Source organism: Neisseria animaloris (genome assembly GCF_900637855.1).
GTDB classification, from domain to species: domain Bacteria; phylum Pseudomonadota; class Gammaproteobacteria; order Burkholderiales; family Neisseriaceae; genus Neisseria; species Neisseria animaloris.
Genome location: NZ_LR134440.1, coordinates 834,312 through 854,206 on the forward strand (window position 1 = coordinate 834,312; position 19,895 = coordinate 854,206).

Consider the following 19,895-nt stretch of genomic DNA (forward strand, 5'->3'; position numbering starts at 1 on the left):
TTTATTTCTAACGGCCTTATTAACCTTAGCTTAATCAATGATACCTAAAGCCTTCAAACCGTTTAGTACACCATCTTCTTCAACGCTTGGGCAAATAAAATCTGCAATTGCTTTCAAATCAGGATGTCCATTATCCATTACTACACTAAAGCCTACACTTTCCATCATCTCGATATCATTCAAGCCGTCTCCGAATGCCATAACATCTTTCATGTCTATGCCCAATTCAGCAACGGCAGTACGAATGCCTCGTGCCTTTGAACCTTCATTATCAAGCACATCAACTGCTGTTTCATGCCAACGCACGGTTTTATAACCATGCTTTGCCGCTTCCGATCCCACTTCTTTCTCTTGCTCTGCCGTATAAAACCCTAATATCTGATAAACCTCATTATTACGGAAAAAATTCTTATCCACGATGTACTCGGGAAGGATATATTGCATCGCTTCTTTTACTACCAATTCAGACCCAGATGCTGCAATTTTTTCATCTGATACAAAAGCATAAGGAATCTGCTTTTCATCAAAACATGCACATATCTTCTCTATTTTTCTACTATCCATCGGATGTTTTTTCAATATTTCCCCATGATAGCGGATTAACTGCCCATTAATCGTTACCAATAAATCCATGCCTGCTTCTTCGACAACCTTACGCACTTTACTGGGAACTGCCACAAAAGGCCGGCCGGTAGCGATTGCTGTCAAAATACCTCGGTTTTTTAAAGCTTTCATGGCTTCCAGTACCGACGGGCGCAAAGTATCGGTATATTTGCGATAAAGCGTATCATCGATATCGAAAAACACAATTTTCGGATTTTTCATCATTTTCTCTTAAGAAGGTTTAATAAAAAATTGAGTTGTTATACTCAGGCCGTCTGAAAAAACTAAGCCAAAACCCTAACTGCTCCTTTTCCTTGTTTAAACTTAGCTTTTAACAACATAGGCAACGTTTCATCAAAATACCAGCGGCCATCAGGTAAAGCCAAAGCACCACCGGCACAACGCAAAGTTATGGATTGCCGGGATAATGCATTAGTTTCCACAATTTCTATAGTATGAGCACGCCCCCAATCTGCCACCGGTAAAGTTTTTGCCCGTTCAAGAATGCGACTGTTCTGAACCTGCACCCCCGTTTCAGTATGACAATACCCGTTACACTGCCCGATTTCCTGCACAGGACAAGGTACATCTTTAGCATGTGCAACAGGCAAAATATCCAACGACGACGGGCATAATTCATATTCTTTAGCCCAAACCGCCAAGGCGCGCTTAGCGGCTTTTTTATGGAGAAACAACCCGTACGGCTGGGATTGACGGCTGCCGTTTGGTAACGGCACAATTCTTGCCTGTAAACGAGATTGCTCATCAGGTACAAATTGTACGGTTAAATAGTTTTTCAAATTTTCAGGCGGCCTCAACCGATATTCAGTTGCAATCTGTGCTTTCAACCATAACGCATGAATGCCACCTAGTGCCGGTAAAAATTTTACCGATACTGCTGACTGCGCAAAAACAGGTACTTTTTTAGTATGAAGCAAATAAGAAATTTCAGAGAAAGTGCGCTCGTGAGCCTCTACCGCCAATACTTGCCCATACCGATCCAGCCAAGTCAACACGCCATATGTATCGGGCAAAGCATATAACTGCTCCGAAAGGGATGTTGGCAACCAAGTCGGCAACATTTTGGGATTCATCAAGGCCCGGCAATGATTGTCCCATTCTTCCACACCTTTTTCGGTTACGCTTTTTTCCAAAAAATCGGTCAATGCCAACACGTCGGTCATCGCCCGGTGGCGATTTTCAATCATAAGTCCGAACCGTTCGATGATGCTGTCAAGATTATGTTTATGAAACTGCGGATAAAGACGACGGGAAAACTGTACGGTACACAAAGTAGGGGCCGCAAAATCCACACCTGCACGTTGAAACTCATGGCGTAAAAAAGTGTAATCAAAACGACTGTTATGTGCCACCAACAAAGCACCGCGCAGAAGCGGCAACAGTTCGGAAACCAATTCGGCAAAAACCGGTGCATTTGCTACCATTGTATCGTCAATTCCGGTCAAACCGGTAATAAAACTAGGAATCGGCTGCTGCGGATTTACCAACCATTCATAACGTGCAATCTGTCCGTTTTCAAAACGCAAGATGGCCACTTCAGTTACACGATCTTGATACAGGTTACCACCGGTCGATTCCAAATCCACAATAGCCACGGGTATGCCTAAACGGGCAAAACAACCTGCCAGCAACGGCCAGCGAGAAGCTCCCTCCATAATCTTTCCGATTTAATTCAAATAACAAAATAATATTCTACACTTTTTCACAGCCAAATGCTTGACAGGTTTATACCCTATCCATATAATTCAAATTTTTCCGCACCCGTAGCTCAGTTGGATAGAGTATCTGGCTACGAACCAGAGGGTCGGGCGTTCGAATCGCTCCGGGTGCGCCAAAAATTTTATCTCCGCGCCCATCGTCTAGCGGTTAGGACATCGCCCTTTCACGGCGGTAACCGGGGTTCGATTCCCCGTGGGCGTGCCAGTTTTTAAACCCTTCAAGAGTTTTCTTGAAGGGTTTAGTTTTTCATTTTTCCTCTGATTAATCTAATCATAAGAAGTTTGTTAATAAGCTAAAAATATTTAACTGTTTTAGAGTTTAATTGATATATAACAGAGAAATCGAATCGCAATAAAAAATATAAAGCCAAATGCAACCAGATATAAAATTTATCCGTCCTCACTATTTTAAATATCTTAATTATTTATAATAATCAATTATTTAAAATTCAATTATCTTCAAACATTCCAAAATCATCTGTAAATAAAAGATTAAAACGACAACTATAAAAACCAAATATCATTTTTGAACCGTTATAGACATATACTTCATCCGCATAATCAAAAATAAACAATTTCAATTTTTGCATTTTCTTGTAAAATGACGCGTTTCATTTTCGCCATGCAACCACCAACCACAAGAGCCTGATATGGATTTTCGTTTTGACATTGTGTATGAATATCGCGAGATGTTCTTTTACGGAGCATTAACCACGCTGGGTTTAACTGTGGCAGCTACTTTAGGCGGTACGATTCTAGGGTTGTTCGGCGCATTGGCACGTATTATCCGCTTTGAAAAAGGCAATATTTTTACCCATACATTGGCCTGGCTGCTGCGTACATGCTCGTTGGTTTATGTTACGCTTTTTCGCGGCACACCTTTGTATGTGCAGATTTTTATTTGGTATTTTGTTTGGGCGGTTGCACTTATCCACCCTACCGACGGTTGGCTGATTTCAGGCGATTTGGCCATCGAACTCCGCCGTAATTACGGTGCGCTGATCGCGGGTACTTTAGCGTTAATGGTAAACGCAGGCGCGTATATTACGGAAATTTTCCGTGCCGGCATCCAATCTATCGACCGCGGCCAGATAGAAGCTGCCCGCTCTTTGGGTTTAACTTATCCTCAAGCCATGCGTTATGTGATTTTGCCTCAGGCGTTACGCCGCATGCTGCCTCCTCTGGCTAATGAATTTATTACCCTGCTGAAAGACAGTTCGCTGTTATCGGCAATTGCCGTTACCGAGTTGGCTTACGTACAGGCAACCATTTCGGGACGTTATTCAATCTACGATACGCCGCTCTACACCGTGGCATTGATTTATCTGGTTATGACCATGTGCCTGAGCTGGATGTTCTCATGGTTGGAGAAACGCTACAACACTGCCGGACATCGTTAACTCTAGAGGCCGTCTGAAAACTTTTCAGACGGCCTCTTCACAATAAAATCCAAGCTATTCGACCCAGCCCTTTTTCTTAGAAGTTTTACCAATTCCCGGGTTAAAACTGTTGGTCGGGTCGAGCTTGCGGTAAAACTGTTTCAATGCGGGCTTGGCCTCATACAGGTGACCGACATTGTGTTCTGCCGGATATTGTGCGCCGCGTTGGTCGAGCAACTCGAGCATTTGGTGTTCCAAATCCATGCAGTCGTGGCCTTTTTTCACGATATAGTCTTGGTGGAACACATGGCACATAAAATGGCCGTAGTAGAGTTTGTGGATGATTTTACTGTCAATTTCAGACGGCAGCCGTTCAAACCAATCATCATCATTGCGTCGCAGGGCGATATCGAGAGCAACAATGTCTTCCACTTCTTGATCGTGAACGGCACGGTAACGCACGGCGGCAGACGCTACTGCGAAACGGTGCAGCATCGCAGCTTGGGTTTCTTCGGGGCTGCATTCAAAATAAGCACCCGATTTTTCGGCAAAATAGCTTTTCAAAAACGTCCGCGCTTCTTCAACACCCTCGCCGCCCATCTTCAAAATCAGATGATGCTCGAAACGGCTGCGGTAGTCGCGTAAAGACTGCGGCAGATGTTCGGGCAGATATTTGCTGATAAATTGCAACGCTTTATCGGAAAAATGCGCCGGCAACAGCTTGAACTTCTTGCCCAATCTATCCACTTTCGCTTTAAAACCGAACAACTTGGGCAGTTGGTGCGTGCCGAATTTTTTAATCACCCAAAACGTGTCTTTGCCGTATTCGGCAGCCATATCGAAGGCATTGCGGTGGATGTATTCGCCGGAAACAGGCAGGTTTTGAAAACCGCCCAGCACTGCACGGCGGATGTCGGCGAGTTCGGCAGTATCGTTGGTGCCGATATAGAAAACGGCGGTGTGTTTTTCCAAAGGAAAGGTATCCAAGCGCACGGCAAACACCATCAGCTTGCCCGCACAGCCCGATGCTTCGTAATGGCGCGTGGGGTCGGCGTTGAAACGGGCGGCGGTGGGTTCGTCCACTTGGCGCACATGGTTGCAATAAGCATGGTCGTGGCCTTTGCCGGCATCGCGGGTGATGTCTTTCTGCTGATAGTGGTGGCCTTGCAGATTGGTGAGGATTTCTTCGGGGGTCTCCCCCAAATCAATACCCAAATGGTTGATTAAATGCAGCTTTCCCTGTTCGTCTATTTGCGCGAACAAGGCCATTTCGGTATAAGCAGGGCCGCGCTGCACCAGTGCGCCGCCCGAATTGTTGCACACGCCGCCCAGCACCGATGCACCGATGCACGACGAACCGATCACCGAATGCGGTTCACGGCCAAGCGGTTTGAGCAGCAATTCAAGCTGGTTGAGTGTTGCTCCGGGCAGGCAGACAACCTGTTCGTTGTTGTTGATGGGGCGGATGATATCCATGCGCATGGTGTTCACAATCACGATATCGCGGTCGTAATCGTTGCCGTCGGGCGTAGAACCGCCGGTCAGCCCCGTATTGGCCGCCTGCGTCAGCACAATCACATCGGCTTCTACACAGGCTTGCAGAATTTTCCATTGCTCCAGCAGCGTACCCGGCCGCACCACCGCCAACGCTTTGCCTTCGCCGAAACGGTAGCCTTGGCGGTAAGGCTCGGTTTTGGCGGGATCGGTAATGATGAATTGCCGGCCGACTATATCGGTGAGAGCTTGAATCAGTTGGGTAGCGGTCATGAAAAAATCTTTCCGGTCAGATAAATAAATCAAATAAGGAGTGTGCTATCTTTTTATCTTCGGGTCAAATATCAAGAGGCCGTCTGAAAATTTTTCAGACGGCCTCTTGATTCATCTAGATACCGGATATAATCAGATAGAAGCGTTTACAAACGCAACCAACTGACCTTTGGCCAATGCGCCCACTTTAGTGGCTACGTTTTGACCGTCTTTGAACACCATCAACGTAGGAATACCGCGTACACCGAATTGGCTCGGGGTTTGCTCGTTTTCATCGATGTTCACTTTAACCACTTTCAGACGGCCTTCAAATTCGGCGGCTACTTCGTCCAAAATCGGAGCAATCATTTTGCAGGGGCCGCACCACGGTGCCCAGAAATCCAATAATACGGGTACGTCTGATTTCAAAACGTCTTGCTCGAAAGTAGCATCGGTAGCGTGTACGATTAAATTGCTGCTCATATTCTGTTCCTTTAAATGATGATGAATGAAAGCCATTCGATTAGCTTATGACCGCTAGCATAGAGGCTGGCCGCTAAAATTTCAAGGGCTGCAATGGGCTAATAGTTTTTGAGTATAGTCCGCATCAGGTTTGGCAAACACTTCTTCCAACATGCCCTGCTCCACCACCCTGCCGTCTTTCAACACCATCACGCGGTGCGACAACGCGCGGATTACGGCCAAATCGTGGCTGATGATGATTAAGCTCAAGCCATGTTTGCTTTGCAAATCAGCCAGTAATGCCAAAATCTGCTGCTGCCACTGCACATCGAGCGCGCTGGTGGGTTCGTCGAGCACCAGCACCTTCGGGTGTACGATAATGGCGCGGGCAATCGCCAGCCGCTGCCTTTGGCCGCCTGAAAAAGCATGCGGATAGCGGTCGAGAATATCTTCGGGCAGGCCGACTTGTTGCAGCACTTCCACCACACGGGAGCGCATGGTTTCGCGGCTCATTTTCGGCTCGTGCACACGCAGGGCTTCGGAAACAATCTCAAACACATTCATACGCGGGTTGAACGCGCCGAACGGGTCTTGAAACACCATCTGCACTTCTTTACGCAGCAACGGCTGCCAAGCCTGCCCGTTGATTTTCAGACGGCCTTCCGACTCCATCAAACGCATCACCGCTTTGGCCAATGTGGTTTTACCGCTGCCGCTTTCGCCGATAATGCCCAGCGTTTCGCCCGCTTTTAAGTCGAACGACAACGGATGCAGCAGCACTTTGCTGCGCTTTTTAAACCACCCTGCCCGCTCGCCCACCGCCACGCTGATGTTTTCCGCCTCGAGCACGGTTGCAGCATGTTCGGCCAAAGGCTGCACCTGTCGTACTGCTCCGGCGTTCAGCAGCATTTTGGTGTATTCGTGCTGCGGACGGGCAAACACCTGCGCGGCCTCGCCTTGCTCGACAATCCGCCCGTGCCGCATTACCGCGACATCGTCGGCGAAACGGCGCACCAAGTTCAAATCGTGGCTGATGTACACCAAAGTCATGTTATGACTAGCCTGCAAGCGCGAAAGCAAATCGAGAATCTGCGCCTGCACGGCCACATCCAGCGCGGTAGTCGGCTCGTCGGCAATCAGCAATTTAGGCTCCGCCACCACCGCCATCGCAATCATCGCCCGCTGCCGCTGACCGCCCGAAAGCTGAAACGGAAAGGCAGACACTTTCTCTTCGGGATTCCGAATACCCGTTTCCGCCAGCAATTCCACCGCCCGTGCCCACGCCTGCTTGGGCGGCAAACCCAGATGCAGCGTCAGCACTTCGGCAATCTGTTTGCCCACGCGCATTACCGGGTTCAACGCCGTCATCGGCTCCTGAAACACCATACCGATTTGCCTGCCGCGCCATTTTTGCAGCTCACGCGGCGATTTATCGAGCAGGTTTTCGCCGTTGAATTTCAGACGGCCTGCAAACGACACCGCCGGATTCAACTGCATCATGCCTTGCGCCAATACGGTTTTACCACTGCCGCTCTCGCCCACAATCGCCAGCTTGCGCCCTTGTTTGACGTTGAGGTTAATGTCGTGCAGCACCTGTTTTCCGGGGAAAAAGGCGTTTAGGTTTTGGATTTCTAGAATGTTCATTTACTTTTTCAATGTATTTCTTATAAGCAAATATTTCACTATGCAGCCATATAGAAAAAATACTATCGCAAAAAATATTGCATGTACGAAAAAGAAGGTTGGATTATCTCCACTACTCGCGTTCAGATTAATGTAAATACCAACAGATAAAGTTACAGCTACTAAGCTACTGCCGAACAAATAAAGTGTTCTAGGGAATTCCAGCAAAGTATTATCAATAATTTTATTCAAAAATGTGTCTTCACTTCCTAAGAGCTTTTGAGAGCTTTTGCATTGTAGTGAGCAAACCCAATGCGAATATAGTTGCGATTAGAGTAAACAAAAATTCTTTATGAGAAGCTAATTTACTTTCTGCAAATTTTATCAAATCTGCTTCATTCGATAACCCATTAGATAAAAGCATCGCTACACAGAAAAAAATTAATACTTGTGTAAAAAAAGCCGCCAATTCTTCAATAAGAAAATGTAATTTATTCATTTCTGGATTGAATACATTTACATCGTTTTCCGCTTTACCACTCACCTTAAATGCTCCTTATTAAAAATACTTTCAACTATGTCCGCGCCCTAACGTCAAACGCATACCGCAGCCCTTCGCCTATCATCACCAGCAGCAACAGCATCACCGTCAGCGCGCCGACGGCCGATAGGCCTATCCACCATGCGTCGAGATTGTCTTTGCCTTGCGCCAGCAATTCGCCCAAGCTGGCTTGCGAAGCGGGTACGCCCAAGCCAAGGAAGTCAAGGCTGGTTAAGGCCAGCACCGCGCCGGAAATGCGGAACGGCAGAAACGCCAGCACCGGCGTTAAGCTGTTGGGCAAAATGTGCCGCCACATAATCGTGCGGTTGCCCACGCCCATGCTTTTCGCCGCCAGCACATAATCGGCCTGTCGGTTTTTGAGAAACTCGGCGCGCACATAGTCCGACAAGCCCATCCAACCGAACAGAGACAGAATCACCAGCAGCACCAGCAGGCCGGGATTGAAAAACGAAGATAAGATAATCAGCAAATAAAGTTCGGGCAGCCCGCCCCAAATTTCGAGAAACCGCTGCATCACCAAATCAACCTTGCCGCCGAAATAGCCTTGTACCGCGCCTGCCAGCACGCCGATAAGGGTGGTTACGGCGGTTAAGGCCAGCGCAAACAGCAGCGAATCGCGAAAGCCGTACACCAACCGCGCCAACACGTCGCGCCCGCGGTCGTCGGTGCCGAGCCAATGGGTTTCAGACGGCCTTGCAGGGTCTGGCTGCGTGTCGAAATCGTTGAGGGTGTCGGCATCATAAGGGTTGGGCAGATACACGGCGTAGTTGCCGTTGGTAGTGATATTTTGCCGCACCAAAGGGTCGAGGTAATCTGCTGGCGTGTCGAAATCGCCGCCGAACTCGGTTTCATGATAGGTGTTGACGAGCGGGAAGTAATATTGGCCGTTGTAGTGTATCCATAACGGTTTGTCGTTGCTCCAAAGCGGCGCGGCCAAAGCAATCACAAACAACACGGCCAGCAGCCTCAAGGCCAGCCAGCCGCGTTTGTGTTGTTTGAATGCCTGCCATGTGGTTCGTAAGGAATCAAGTCGCATATCATTAACCGTAATAAAAACCGTGGAAAAGGATAACGGTTTTCAGACGGCCCTGCCACAGCAATTTGTGTTTATACTGTTAAATGTGAGCGGAATATGGAATTTCCGCCTATTGTCGATAAGGAATAGAAATGAAAAAATTACTGCAAATGCATTTTAGCTTTCGCGGGCCGTTCGGTTCGGAAATGGCCGACCAACTGCGCGAACTTGCCGAATCGATTAATCAGGAGCCGGGCTTTATTTGGAAAGTATGGACGGAAAGCGAGAAAAACCAAGAGGCCGGCGGAATTTATCTTTTTGAAAACGAAGAAACCGCTCTGGCCTATGTGGAAAAGCATTCTGCCCGCTTAAAAACATTCGGCATCAACGAAATAATCTATAAAATCTTTGATATTAACGAACCGCTCACGCTGATTAACCGTGGCAAAGTGGATTAATCATCCTTATTTTTTCAACACCTTAAAGGCCGTCTGAAAAGCCGCATTATTTCAGACGGCCTATTCCCGACTGTCGGCACCGCTCTTTTCGGCATCGGCCGAACTACTTTTTGCCGCTTAAATACGGACATCGCAAAATATGTTGATAACTATTCTCAAATTGTCTATAATGTTACGCCATAACATTTGAGAGAGGATTGATTAATGAAACCGAATCTGCACCCCGAAAACTACCGCACCGTATTATTCTACGACAGCGGTGCCGACGAAGGCTGGCTCATCCGCTCGTGCGCCGATACCCACGGCAAAACGATGAAATGGAAAGATGGCAACGAATACCCCGTATTCATGCTCGATACTTCTTCCGCATCCCATCCGGTATACACCGGCAAACAACGCCAGTTCCACACCGAAGGACGCGCCAGCAAATTCAACCAACGCTATCAATCGATGATGGGCACACTCAGAAAGGACAAATAATGCAAGTATTATCTTCGCTGAAAACGGCTAAAAAACGCCATCGCGACTGCCAGATCGTACGCCGCAAGGGTAAAGTTTATGTAATCTGCAAAAGCAACCCGCGTTTTAAAGCCCGCCAGCGTTAAATGCGTTTGGATATGTCAAAGGCCGTCTGAAACTTTTCAGACGGCCTTTGCGTATATTCTGCTACTTCTGCCCGCCGAAGTGAATGCGGGGATCCACCCACGAATAAGAAATATCCGACAGCAATTTCGCCAACAGCCCCATCAGCGTAAACACATACAATGTGCCCATCACCACCGGATAATCGCGTTTAATTACCGATTCATAAGAAAGCAAACCCAAGCCGTCGAGCGAAAACAGCGTTTCAATCAACAGGCTGCCGGTAAAAAGTGCGCCTATAAAGGCGGCGGGGAAACCGGTAATCAGCGGAATCATGGCGTTGCGGAACACATGTTTCATTAAAATCTGCTTTTCCGGCAAACCTTTGGCTCGGGCGGTGTACACATACTGGCGGTGGATTTCTTCGAGAAACACATTTTTGGTAAGCACCATCATCACCGCCAGATTGCCAGCCACCGAGGCGGTAATCGGCAAAGCCATGTGCCACAGATAATCGGTTATTTTCGCGCCCCAACTGAGCGTTTCCCAATCATCACTCACCAAACCACCCTGCGGAAACCATGCGAAAAAGCTGCCGCCGCCGAACAACACCAGCAACACCAAACCCAGCACAAAAGGCGGAATGGTGTAGCCCACCAAAATCACCATGCCGGAAACCATATCGAACCGCGAACCGTCGCGCACCGCCTTCACGATACCCAACGGAATACAGATTAAATAAGTTAGAAAAAACGTCCACAACCCCAAGCTCATCGACACCGGCATTTTTTCCTTTACCAGCTCGAACACGGTTTGGTGGTGGAAAAAACTTTCGCCCAAATCAAAACGGGCAAAACGCCACACCATATCGAAAAAGCGCGTGAGCGGCGGTTTGTCGAAACCGTATAAAGCATTGAGCGCGGCCATATCGTCGGCACTCAAGCCGCCCCCGCGCTTCAATATGCTGTCGGTCTGTGCTGCCGTTTCGCCGCCTACTCCTCCGCCTTGCGTGAGCTGCTGCACCATCTGTTCCACCGGCCCGCCGGGTACGAACTGGATCACGGCAAACGTTACCGCCAAGATGCCCAACAGCGTAGGCACCAACAAGAGCAGACGATGAAAAATATACCGCCACATAGGGTTTTATCCGAAATCAAAAGATGCAGGCATCTTATCATATTGAGGCCGTCTGAAAAGATTGGCTTTTTCAGACGGCCTTTGATAAGGATTCGATATTTTATTGCCGTTCGGAAGGCTCTGCCGATGCCGGAGCGGTGTTATTGCGGAAACAGCATATGGCAAAGATTTTCCGGCTACGGTAACAGCTTATCGGCATTTAGAATATTATGCGGATCAAGTTGGACTTTGATGGCACGCATCAACGCAATCTCCGCTTCACTGCGCACCCGCGGCAGCCAATGTTTTTTTACTTTACCGATGCCGTGTTCCGCCGCAATCGTGCCGTTGCAGGCCAAAACATTTTCGTAAACAATGGTATTTACCGCATCTTCATATGCATATACGTCGTTGCTTAACACTTGCGGCAAAAACGTATTGTAATGCAGGCTGCCGTCTCCCAGATGCCCGAATACCACTATCCGGATATCGTCAAAGGCCGTCTGAAGTGCCGCGCCGCAAGATTCTACAAATTCGGCAACACGGGCAATCGGTACGGCAATATCATGCTTGATGCTTGCACCCAAACTGCGCTGCGAGGCGGAAATATTCTCACGCAAAGTCCATAATTCGTTACGGTCGGTTTCGGAATAGGCCAAAACAGTATTTTCAAACCCCTGCTCAAACAGGAATTCCGCCAACAGATTGCCCAAATCACCCCGCTCCACCGAATCGGTAAGCTCTAACAACACATGCCATTCTGCATCGGTAGGCGGCTGGAGACGGCTGAAATCCGACGACAGCGACAATGCAAAACCGCTAACCAGCTCGAAGCTGCACAAACGTTCGGCAAACTTTCCCTGCATCAAGGTCAGCAGCTCCACCGCCCGTCCGATTGAATCCACGCCCACCCAAGCGGTTTCCGTGGTTTTCGGTTGGGCAAACAGTTTCAACGTCGCTCCTGTGATAATGCCCAAGGTTCCTTCACTACCGATAAATAAATGCCGCAAATCGTAACCGGTGGTATTTTTATGCAACGGATGCAGATGCGACACCAGTTTGCCGTTGGGAAGCACCACTTCCAAACCCAGTACCAAATCGCGCATGGTTCCGTAACGTAACACATTCAAACCGCCTGCATTACACGCAATATTCCCACCAATCTGGCACGAACCTTCGCTCGCCAAGCTCAGCGGAAACAACCGGCCTGCGCTTTCCGCTGCTTCCTGCACTTTCTGCAACACCACTCCTGCATCTACAGTGATGGCATTGTCGGCCAAATTGATTTCCCTGATCCGGTTCAGTTTGGAAAGATTCAACAGTACCCCGCCCTCAGGCACTGCGGCACCGCACAAACCCGTATTCCCTCCTTGGGGAGTTACCGCAATTCTATTGTCAAAACAAAAGCGCATCAGTTTTTGCACCTGCTCCACACTCTGCGGCTGTGCAACGATATCCGCCCTACCCCGATAACGGCCGCGCTGGTCGGTGAGCCATACGGCAGCGTCTTCAACCACTCCTATCTCGTTTTCCGCTAAAAATCTTTCCAATTTTTGTTGTAGTGTTTGTCGGTTCATGATTTACCCGATTTCATTGATAGTAAAGATAAGGCCGTCTGAAAACTCTGTTTTCAACAACAAGCCTGATGAATTGCCAACATCGGAAACAATCTATTCCGCCATGCGCAGATATTCATACCTATCATATAATACAACCAAATCAACTTTAAAACGGCAAAACAAAAAGCAGGATACTTATTCAAGTATCCTGCTTTTTATTGTATCTGTACCAAATAAAAATTATTTAGCAGCTTCGGCGGATGCAGCAGCTTCAACGGCGGATGCAGCGGCTTCAGCAGCGGAGGCAGCTTCAGCAACGGCGGCAGAGGCATCGGCAGCACCTTCTGCAACGGCTTTTTGTGCGTCGGCAGCAGCTTCTGAAGCTGCAGTAGAAGCCTCAACAGCGGCTTCTGAAGCCGCAGATGCTGCTTCTGTTACTGCTTCAGATGCTTTAGCAGCGGCATCTTGAGCTTTTTCTGCATTTCCACCACAAGCAGCTAAAAACAAAGACATCAGGGCAGCAGCAAACAATGATTTTTTCATTTTAAATACCTTTTAAATCGACTTAAATAAAGTTTAAAAAAACAAAGGGTCATAACCTTTATCAGGCAGACCTTATTTAGGAATTCATTACCGAATCCTCATACGATTATGTCCGGCACAATATGCCGGTACAACATAACAGTATCCGAGCACCAGCAAGAACATGATGCTTAGTCATATGGAAGCATAAATAAGTTCAAAAGAAATAGTCTTTTTTACCGCAAAATTCCCGTGAAAATTTAAGTTCGCATTGATATTTCAAAAGATTTAAGCACAAGGCAATAAAAAAACATTTTTTGATGCATAACAAAATTTTTTATCTTTTTATTGAGAAGTTACAAATAAATAATAATAATTTTAAAAACATCGTCATACCCAACTGTTTTATTCGCATTACCGGTACAAACTCTCAGGGCAGGCACAGTTAATGCTGTGCTACAATAATCGAGATTTTCCATTTCCAAATAATAAAAGGATTTTTAAAATGACCATCCAAAAAAATTCCGTCGTTTCCCTTCACTACGAAATGTATGATGTCAACGACCAGCTACTCGATAAAACCGAGCAGCCCATTGTTTATTTGCACGGCGGTTACGACGGTATTTTCCCATTGGTGGAGGAAGCGTTGCACGGCAAAAACGTGGGGGATGTGGTAGACGTGATTTTGTCTCCCGATGATGCTTTCGGCGAGCAAGACCCCGAATTGGTACGCATTGAAAGCGTAGACGTTTTTCCGGTGGAAGTCGAAGTAGGTATGATGTTTGAAGCCGACGATCCCGAAACCGGCGACATTTGGGTTTACCGTGTAACCGATGTTGCCGACGGCAAAGCCGTAGTAGACGGCAACCATCCGCTGGCAGGCATGAAAATCCGCTTCAAAGCCACTGTAGAAAGCGTACGTGATGCGGAACAAGAAGAAATCGAACACGGCCATGTTCACGGCGAGCACGGCCATCATCACTAAATCGCCGCTTTCCGACACTTTTTGAAAAGATTGTTTATCGGCTGTAAAAAGGCCGTCTGAAAATTTCAGACGGCCTTTTTACATTAATCCGCCAACACTTTGAATTCGCCTTGCGGCATGAATTTCGTGGCATCCAACGGAGAGTGTTTTTCAAAATACTGTTTCAGAATCTCGGCATCAACGAATCCGGTATTGACGTACTTCGGATGGTCGGACACTTTCGGATAACCATCTCCGCCCGAAGCCAGATAGCTTGAAATACTCAAGCGATAAGTTTTGCTGTCGTCTACCGGTTGTCCGCCAACACGAATATCGCCGACCTGCTCGTTCTTATAATTAACACTCAAGCCGACATTGTCAAACTGGGGATAACCACCGGAACCGCGTTGTTTCAAACCCACAACTTTAAGATAGCTTTTCAGCTCGCTGCCGGTTAAATCGACATAACTCACGATATTACCGAACGGTTGCGTTTTCAAAATACTTTTATAGGTTACATCGCCGGCAGGAATCGAATCGCGGATACCGCCGCTGTTTACAATAGCCAGATCCGCACGGGTCTGTTCGCGTTGCGCGTGGGCAATCAAACGTCCCAGATTGGTTTGCTGGTGGCGGGCAAGACTGCGGTCCCCTTCAAGTTTACCGTTAACCGAACCGACTTTAACGCCGAGCAATTTATCGCCCTGCGCCTGATATTTACCCAATCTATAGGCAAGTATTTTGTCTTGTGCGATTTCGTTTTGATAAAGTTTGTATTCAGTTTTGCCGTCGGCGGTTTTTACTTCGTATTTCAAATTGACCGGAATCAGACGGTAAGATTTAAGGGTTAGTTTTCCGTCTTTAAATTCAAAGTCGGCGCGCCCCAAATATTTACCCCACTCTCCGGCCTGCATAATCCATGTGCCGTTTTGATAGTCCGGACGGCAATCGTCTCCCGGTTTATAAGGTTCTTTCAGACGGCCTGCCTCATCCAAACAAACGGCCGTATGGCTGTGGCCGCCGATAATCATGTGGAAAGACTGTTTCGGCAGGCCACGCGCCAAAGAAACGTCCCCGGGAGCGTTGTAACCGTGTTTGCCGTCGTGATAATAGCCCAGATGGGTCAGCGCAATTTTGATGTCGGGCTTGCGTGCATCTACTTCTTTTAAGACGGCCTCTGCTGCTTTTTGGGACGGTTCGAACACGACTTCAGTTGTGTATTCGGGGTTGCCTATCGTGGCGGTATCTTCGGTCGTCAAACCTACAATCGCAATTTTCAAACCGTTTTTCCTCAAAATAACATAAGGTTTGACCAGCGGCTTGCCGTTTTTCTTCCAACGGGCATTGGCGGAAAGAAATGGAAATTTTGCCCATTTTTCCTGCATATCTAAAATCTGTAACGGATTATCGAACTCATGGTTTCCTAAAGCCATCGCCGTATAACCGATAGCGTTCATGCCGGCAATATCGGGACGGGCATTCTGTATATCCGATTCAGGCACACCGGTATTGATATCTCCCGCACTCAGCACGATAACCGAACCTCCCGCTTTTCTCACTTCCCTTTTAATCTGCTTTACCAAAGTCTGATGTGCCGACAAACCGTATTCACCCTGTGCATTCTGCCAGAAACGCCCGTGCAGGTCATTGGTGTGGAGTACGGTCAGAGAGTAAGTTTTACCGGGTTGGTAGGCATGGGCAAGCGCAGGCAGTAACAATGCCATCAATAAAGTATGTTTCATATCGCAGCCTTTCTGTTATCAAACAGATTAAAGTAGATAAAAATATTATAAATACAACAATTTAAATATCGATACCAATAAAAAGGCCGTCTGAAAATTCTTGAATTTTTCAGACGGCCTTTTCGATTCATAAATCAGCTCCCTATTATCGGAATGATTCTAAAAACAGACAAACTTGCTGCTACATCATTGCTGCCAGCGACGGTGGAATAGGCGTAAATTGCGATTTCGACGCTTTGTTCTCTTTTGCCAATTCGATCTGTGCAGCACGTTCATGTCTTGCGATAAATCTCAACTGACACGAAGTAACTTCCAACTCTTCAGGAAACGATGTCCGATAAGTACAGTCGATCTTGCGTTTTTCCACATCCACCACCACCGTATCCAAAATCAAATCTTTGCAAAGAGACAAATTGGCCGGCGTGTATACATGGGCAAACACGGTTTCCACCGGTAGGGAAACTGTAAAATGTTGGTTGGGCGCTTGGAAAGAATGCACCAATCCGGTAAATCCGAATTCATAAATATGGTTGGGTTTGAAATGTTGCAATTGCAACGACGGATGCGCGCCGTTCCAATACGCCATGGAAAAATCTTCCGGCAGCAAGGGAGCGCGCTTTTCTATCCATTCCGCATCCGCCGTACCCGTATGCCGCGCGCGCCGGGCAAAATATCGGGGGAAAAAGCCGAAACCTTCAGGCACGGCAATTTCGCTCGGATCTCTCACCGGCTTGGCGGGATTGTAAATCTGATGGGCGGGCAACATACGTTTGGCGCTGTTTTTCCGCAAAAACGCTTTCGGGTAATAACCCATACCGATGGCGTTTTCCTGATACCCTTCATGGTCGTCTTCCACCTCACTGCCGCCGAAAGCAAATTCATAACGGATCGGCAGCGAATCGATGGGGGAAGCCTCACCCAAAGTCCAGCCCAATGCTTCCCTTACCCAATAGCGAGGACCGGTAACGGCCAAAGGCTTTTTATAATCGCCGATCTGTACCGAAACCGGAAATTGCCCGATCATTCTGTCGTCGGGTGAGTAAGCAGTGGCGTTAACCACGATATCCACTTTCGGTTTATAAAGTGAAAAATCGCTTTCGAGCAAGGTTGTCGTCTGTGACGGATTACCGTAAAAAGTGTCGGCAAACGTAAGCGGCGTTTGCGTGCGGGCAAACTGAAGCTCTGTTTGCCCGGTTGCCGGGTCGATTTCAAATTCATAGCTGACTTTGGCAACAACAACATCATATGCCCGATCCAACTGGTCGACATTTTTAAATTGCTGCGTATGAAAACAGGTAAAGTTTTCCAGTTCGAACATGGCGGTTCTTCTCTAGTTGATGTCCACTTTTTGACCGGTTATATCTATGTCTTTGGTGCCGACGATTTTGATTTTTTTGCTCACGATGGCGATTTTGTTTTTATCCATCACAATCATGGAATTGCCAACTTGCAGAGTGATTTTGGAATTAGCCGACAAAGTGATGTTGCGGCCGGCATTGAGGCCGATGTTCATGCCGGCATTAATGGCCATAATCAGGCCGACACTGTGCATTTCCGCCGCACCGACGTTGGTCATCCAGCCGCCGCCGACGTTCAGCATATAGCCCGCACCGATATTGGTCATCTGGCCGATGCCGACATTGTTCATACCGTTTTGGCTTACCGTTTCCTGCTTGTTGCCGCCGATGCTGCTGACTTCGTTAGAAACCACGGTTTTATTGCGGTTGGCTCCGACGGTAAACGCTTGGTTTTGGCCGACAGTAACGTTTTGATCCTGCCCCACCGTCAACGCCTGGCTTTGGCCGATGGTTACATTCTCGTTTTGACCGACCGAGCGGCTGCGGTTCATCGCCACGTTGACGCTTTGGTCCTTACCCACGCTGGTACTTTGGTTTTGGCCTACACTGGTGCTTTGGTTTTGGCCTACACTGACGTTTTGGTTTTGGGTAATGCTCGCCGTTTCGTCCTGACCGACCGATTTAGTACGATTTTGGGTAATCGAAGCCGTTTCGTTTTTTTGGACGGTTTTAGTCCTATCTCCTACCACTGTTACCGTTTCGTTGTTACCGATGGTGGTGGTGCGATCGTTATTGACGTTGCGGGTTTCGTTGTTTTTAACCAGCGATGTCAAATCCTTCTGCGCCTGAAAATTCACCATTTCAGAGCCTGCAGTATCGTTGAACATCAGTTCGTTAAAGTTAGAAAGCGGCGAGTTGAAACTTTTACTCTTAATACCGGATTGCTTGGCGGCGGCGGGGAAGCCCCACGGCGGCGACATCGCGCTGTTATACAGACGGCCCAATACGATCGGCCGGTCGGCATCGCCGTTAATGAAGTCGACCAACACTTCTTCGCCGATACGCGGCGTATTGATGGAACCGTATCCTGCACCGGCCGAGCCTTGCGTTACACGAACCCAGTTAGAACTATTCTCATCCATTTTACCGTAGCGGTCCCAATGGAATTGGACTTTAATATCGCCGTATTCGTTGGTATGAACTTCCTCTCCGGCCGGACCGGTAACCGTTGCAGCCTGCGTACCCAATACTTTCGGTTTGGGTGTTTTCAGCGGCGGGCGGTATTGGTACGACTTCGGCAATACGCGGAACGAAATTCTGAATTTGCCGATACGGGTGCCAGTAGTATAACCAGCTTCTTCAAAATCGTAGTTTGCATTCAGAATTGTATATTCGGTATTGGATGATGAATGCGGGTGTCTGCTAAGGGTAAATGCATAACCCGGAGCAATCGTCAACGCCGTGCCGGAGCCGGTGATGACTTTGGTTTGGCTCTTTAAATCTTCACTGCGCACTTGGCTGTAATTCTGCGCTTCGGAAACATCGCTGAAGCCGGTATAGAAATCATAGTGTTCCATGGTTACCGAGCTGAAATCGTGAACGGAATCCTGCGATTTCATCGGCACTTTGGCATTTTTGTAATTGTATTCTTGTGTTACAAACTGGCTGGATTTAAGAGAATCCCTCTCTTCCCAGATGTCGATATAAGCAGTGCTGGGTGCGCCCGGTGCGGTTTGACGAGAGTGGTAAGGAATGTTGGAAGAAGGGATAGGCTCTAAGATGCCGACATCGTCGGCGATAATCAACTCGTGCGAGCCGTTGCTGTGGGTAAAGTAATAATAAATGCCCTCTTGCTCAAACAAACGGTTCAAGAAATTAAAACTGGTTTCCTGATATTGAACACAGAAGCCTCGCGTACGATAACTTTTTTGGCATTTAACCTGATAAGGAAAGCCGAATGCAGATAAAACTTCGTCAGCAATATCCAGCACCGATTTATCCACGAATACTCTGCTGTCTACATTTTGAGTGAGATACCACATAAACGGGCGGGCAGTACAAGCATAAGCATGATAGCCTTCTTCGTCTTCATCTTCGCCGATATAGCCGAAATCAGTAACCAAGCCGTTCAGATAGCGCGGGCTGCCTGCTTCGGTATCGATTTCCAATGTTACCGGCTGGCCGACAATATCGCGGCCTTGTAGATTAGGGTTTTTAGAAACAAAAGTAATATCGAATTTGAAAAGCTCTGAAACCGCTTCGGTTCCTTCCAGCTTTTTAAACAACAAACTTTGACCTAAAGGCGTTTGAGCAATGACTGTTCTGTTCATTTAGAATATTCCTGATTGGAGAACCCGGCTCCGATACGGTGCCTTATGCGAGAGCCGAATCACACATCCGGCTGACAATACCGTTTGAATCAACGAAATGCCACCAACCTACTGTTCAAACTTCAGTATAAATTATAGCAAAATACAGTAAATTATTATTACTTATTATGTATAGACTACACTTGCAAAGATAAG

Annotated in this window: 18 protein-coding genes and 2 tRNA genes; 7 read left to right on the top strand and 13 right to left on the bottom strand. The window is 47.6% G+C overall.

Going from position 1 to position 19,895, the window contains the following annotated elements:
• Positions 1 to 30: 30 nt before the first annotated feature.
• Both EL216_RS03945 and EL216_RS03950 read right to left on the bottom strand, forming a co-directional pair.
• Positions 31 to 825 (bottom strand): Cof-type HAD-IIB family hydrolase, encoded by a 795-nt coding sequence (locus EL216_RS03945; RefSeq protein ID WP_085389484.1) that lies wholly within the window; start codon positions 823 to 825, stop codon positions 31 to 33.
• A 62-nt stretch (positions 826 to 887) separates the two neighbouring features.
• The gene (locus EL216_RS03950; protein WP_085389483.1) at positions 888 to 2,279 is read right to left on the bottom strand and encodes a 3'-5' exonuclease family protein; all 1,392 of its coding nucleotides are present in this window, start codon (positions 2,277 to 2,279) and stop codon (positions 888 to 890) included.
• Between the two features lie 102 nt (positions 2,280 to 2,381).
• On the opposite strand from EL216_RS03950, the gene EL216_RS03955 reads away from it, so the two are divergent.
• From EL216_RS03955 to EL216_RS03965, 3 genes are all read left to right on the top strand, one after another.
• A tRNA-Arg gene (locus tag EL216_RS03955) sits at positions 2,382 to 2,458 on the top strand.
• Positions 2,459 to 2,472: 14 nt separating this feature from the next.
• Positions 2,473 to 2,547: transfer RNA gene (locus EL216_RS03960), tRNA-Glu, on the top strand.
• Positions 2,548 to 2,992: 445 nt separating this feature from the next.
• The gene (locus tag EL216_RS03965) at positions 2,993 to 3,742 is read left to right on the top strand and encodes an amino acid ABC transporter permease (protein ID WP_085389482.1); all 750 of its coding nucleotides are present in this window, start codon (positions 2,993 to 2,995) and stop codon (positions 3,740 to 3,742) included.
• 54 nt (positions 3,743 to 3,796) lie between these two features.
• Here the strand turns inward: EL216_RS03965 and dld are convergent, their stop codons facing one another.
• From dld to EL216_RS03990, 5 genes are all read right to left on the bottom strand, one after another.
• Positions 3,797 to 5,488 (bottom strand): D-lactate dehydrogenase, encoded by a 1,692-nt coding sequence (dld, locus tag EL216_RS03970; RefSeq protein WP_085389481.1) that lies wholly within the window; start codon positions 5,486 to 5,488, stop codon positions 3,797 to 3,799.
• Between the two features lie 132 nt (positions 5,489 to 5,620).
• The gene (trxA, locus tag EL216_RS03975; protein WP_054598580.1) at positions 5,621 to 5,950 is read right to left on the bottom strand and encodes a thioredoxin TrxA; all 330 of its coding nucleotides are present in this window, start codon (positions 5,948 to 5,950) and stop codon (positions 5,621 to 5,623) included.
• Between the two features lie 81 nt (positions 5,951 to 6,031).
• Positions 6,032 to 7,573 carry an ABC transporter ATP-binding protein gene (locus tag EL216_RS03980; protein WP_085389480.1) on the bottom strand — a complete coding sequence of 514 codons (1,542 nt, stop codon included), beginning with the start codon at positions 7,571 to 7,573 and terminating at the stop codon, positions 6,032 to 6,034.
• Between the two features lie 241 nt (positions 7,574 to 7,814).
• Positions 7,815 to 8,096 (bottom strand): hypothetical protein, encoded by a 282-nt coding sequence (locus EL216_RS03985; RefSeq protein ID WP_085389479.1) that lies wholly within the window; start codon positions 8,094 to 8,096, stop codon positions 7,815 to 7,817.
• A 31-nt stretch (positions 8,097 to 8,127) separates the two neighbouring features.
• Positions 8,128 to 9,150, bottom strand: a complete 1,023-nt coding sequence (locus EL216_RS03990; RefSeq protein ID WP_085389478.1) for an ABC transporter permease — start codon at positions 9,148 to 9,150, stop codon at positions 8,128 to 8,130.
• 131 nt (positions 9,151 to 9,281) lie between these two features.
• On the opposite strand from EL216_RS03990, the gene EL216_RS03995 reads away from it, so the two are divergent.
• From EL216_RS03995 to ykgO, 3 genes are all read left to right on the top strand, one after another.
• Positions 9,282 to 9,587: a monooxygenase gene (locus tag EL216_RS03995; protein WP_085389477.1), complete on the top strand. Its 306-nt coding sequence runs from the start codon at positions 9,282 to 9,284 to the stop codon at positions 9,585 to 9,587.
• Positions 9,588 to 9,791: 204 nt separating this feature from the next.
• Entirely contained in the window at positions 9,792 to 10,067 is a 276-nt protein-coding gene (locus EL216_RS04000; protein WP_085389476.1) for a type B 50S ribosomal protein L31, read from the top strand.
• Complete coding sequence (ykgO, locus tag EL216_RS04005) at positions 10,067 to 10,192, top strand: type B 50S ribosomal protein L36 (protein WP_003685279.1); 126 nt, start codon at positions 10,067 to 10,069, stop codon at positions 10,190 to 10,192. The genes EL216_RS04000 and ykgO overlap by 1 nt, the downstream gene beginning before the upstream one ends.
• Before the next feature lie 61 nt (positions 10,193 to 10,253).
• On the opposite strand, the gene EL216_RS04010 is transcribed toward ykgO, so the two are convergent.
• From EL216_RS04010 to EL216_RS04020, 3 genes are all read right to left on the bottom strand, one after another.
• The gene (locus EL216_RS04010; RefSeq protein WP_085389475.1) at positions 10,254 to 11,306 is read right to left on the bottom strand and encodes an ABC transporter permease subunit; all 1,053 of its coding nucleotides are present in this window, start codon (positions 11,304 to 11,306) and stop codon (positions 10,254 to 10,256) included.
• Between the two features lie 176 nt (positions 11,307 to 11,482).
• Positions 11,483 to 12,862: an FAD-binding oxidoreductase gene (locus EL216_RS04015; protein ID WP_085389474.1), complete on the bottom strand. Its 1,380-nt coding sequence runs from the start codon at positions 12,860 to 12,862 to the stop codon at positions 11,483 to 11,485.
• Between the two features lie 222 nt (positions 12,863 to 13,084).
• Entirely contained in the window at positions 13,085 to 13,387 is a 303-nt protein-coding gene (locus EL216_RS04020) for a hypothetical protein (RefSeq protein ID WP_085389473.1), read from the bottom strand.
• Positions 13,388 to 13,871: 484 nt separating this feature from the next.
• Between EL216_RS04020 and EL216_RS04025 the strand changes: the two genes are divergently transcribed.
• On the top strand, positions 13,872 to 14,351 hold the full coding sequence (locus tag EL216_RS04025; RefSeq protein WP_085389472.1) for an FKBP-type peptidyl-prolyl cis-trans isomerase: 480 nt from the start codon (positions 13,872 to 13,874) through the stop codon (positions 14,349 to 14,351).
• A gap of 83 nt (positions 14,352 to 14,434) precedes the next feature.
• On the opposite strand, the gene ushA is transcribed toward EL216_RS04025, so the two are convergent.
• From ushA to EL216_RS04040, 3 genes are all read right to left on the bottom strand, one after another.
• On the bottom strand, positions 14,435 to 16,072 hold the full coding sequence (ushA, locus tag EL216_RS04030; protein ID WP_085389471.1) for a bifunctional UDP-sugar hydrolase/5'-nucleotidase UshA: 1,638 nt from the start codon (positions 16,070 to 16,072) through the stop codon (positions 14,435 to 14,437).
• Positions 16,073 to 16,253: 181 nt separating this feature from the next.
• Complete coding sequence (locus EL216_RS04035; RefSeq protein WP_085389470.1) at positions 16,254 to 17,390, bottom strand: DUF2169 family type VI secretion system accessory protein; 1,137 nt, start codon at positions 17,388 to 17,390, stop codon at positions 16,254 to 16,256.
• 12 nt (positions 17,391 to 17,402) lie between these two features.
• The gene (locus EL216_RS04040; RefSeq protein WP_085389469.1) at positions 17,403 to 19,700 is read right to left on the bottom strand and encodes a type VI secretion system Vgr family protein; all 2,298 of its coding nucleotides are present in this window, start codon (positions 19,698 to 19,700) and stop codon (positions 17,403 to 17,405) included.
• Positions 19,701 to 19,895: the final 195 nt, after the last annotated feature.

Coding starts and splice junctions, on each gene's coding strand:
- EL216_RS03965 (WP_085389482.1), top strand. CDS start 2,993: ATGGATTTTCGTTTTGACATTGTGTATGAATATCGCGAGATGTTCTTT.
- EL216_RS04020 (WP_085389473.1), bottom strand. CDS start 13,387: ATGAAAAAATCATTGTTTGCTGCTGCCCTGATGTCTTTGTTTTTAGCT.
- EL216_RS03995 (WP_085389477.1), top strand. CDS start 9,282: ATGAAAAAATTACTGCAAATGCATTTTAGCTTTCGCGGGCCGTTCGGT.
- EL216_RS03990 (WP_085389478.1), bottom strand. CDS start 9,150: ATGCGACTTGATTCCTTACGAACCACATGGCAGGCATTCAAACAACAC.
- ushA (WP_085389471.1), bottom strand. CDS start 16,072: ATGAAACATACTTTATTGATGGCATTGTTACTGCCTGCGCTTGCCCAT.
- EL216_RS04035 (WP_085389470.1), bottom strand. CDS start 17,390: ATGTTCGAACTGGAAAACTTTACCTGTTTTCATACGCAGCAATTTAAA.
- EL216_RS04025 (WP_085389472.1), top strand. CDS start 13,872: ATGACCATCCAAAAAAATTCCGTCGTTTCCCTTCACTACGAAATGTAT.
- EL216_RS04040 (WP_085389469.1), bottom strand. CDS start 19,700: ATGAACAGAACAGTCATTGCTCAAACGCCTTTAGGTCAAAGTTTGTTG.
- EL216_RS04000 (WP_085389476.1), top strand. CDS start 9,792: ATGAAACCGAATCTGCACCCCGAAAACTACCGCACCGTATTATTCTAC.
- trxA (WP_054598580.1), bottom strand. CDS start 5,950: ATGAGCAGCAATTTAATCGTACACGCTACCGATGCTACTTTCGAGCAA.
- EL216_RS03950 (WP_085389483.1), bottom strand. CDS start 2,279: ATGGAGGGAGCTTCTCGCTGGCCGTTGCTGGCAGGTTGTTTTGCCCGT.
- EL216_RS03945 (WP_085389484.1), bottom strand. CDS start 825: ATGAAAAATCCGAAAATTGTGTTTTTCGATATCGATGATACGCTTTAT.
- dld (WP_085389481.1), bottom strand. CDS start 5,488: ATGACCGCTACCCAACTGATTCAAGCTCTCACCGATATAGTCGGCCGG.
- EL216_RS03980 (WP_085389480.1), bottom strand. CDS start 7,573: ATGAACATTCTAGAAATCCAAAACCTAAACGCCTTTTTCCCCGGAAAA.
- ykgO (WP_003685279.1), top strand. CDS start 10,067: ATGCAAGTATTATCTTCGCTGAAAACGGCTAAAAAACGCCATCGCGAC.
- EL216_RS04010 (WP_085389475.1), bottom strand. CDS start 11,306: ATGTGGCGGTATATTTTTCATCGTCTGCTCTTGTTGGTGCCTACGCTG.
- EL216_RS04015 (WP_085389474.1), bottom strand. CDS start 12,862: ATGAACCGACAAACACTACAACAAAAATTGGAAAGATTTTTAGCGGAA.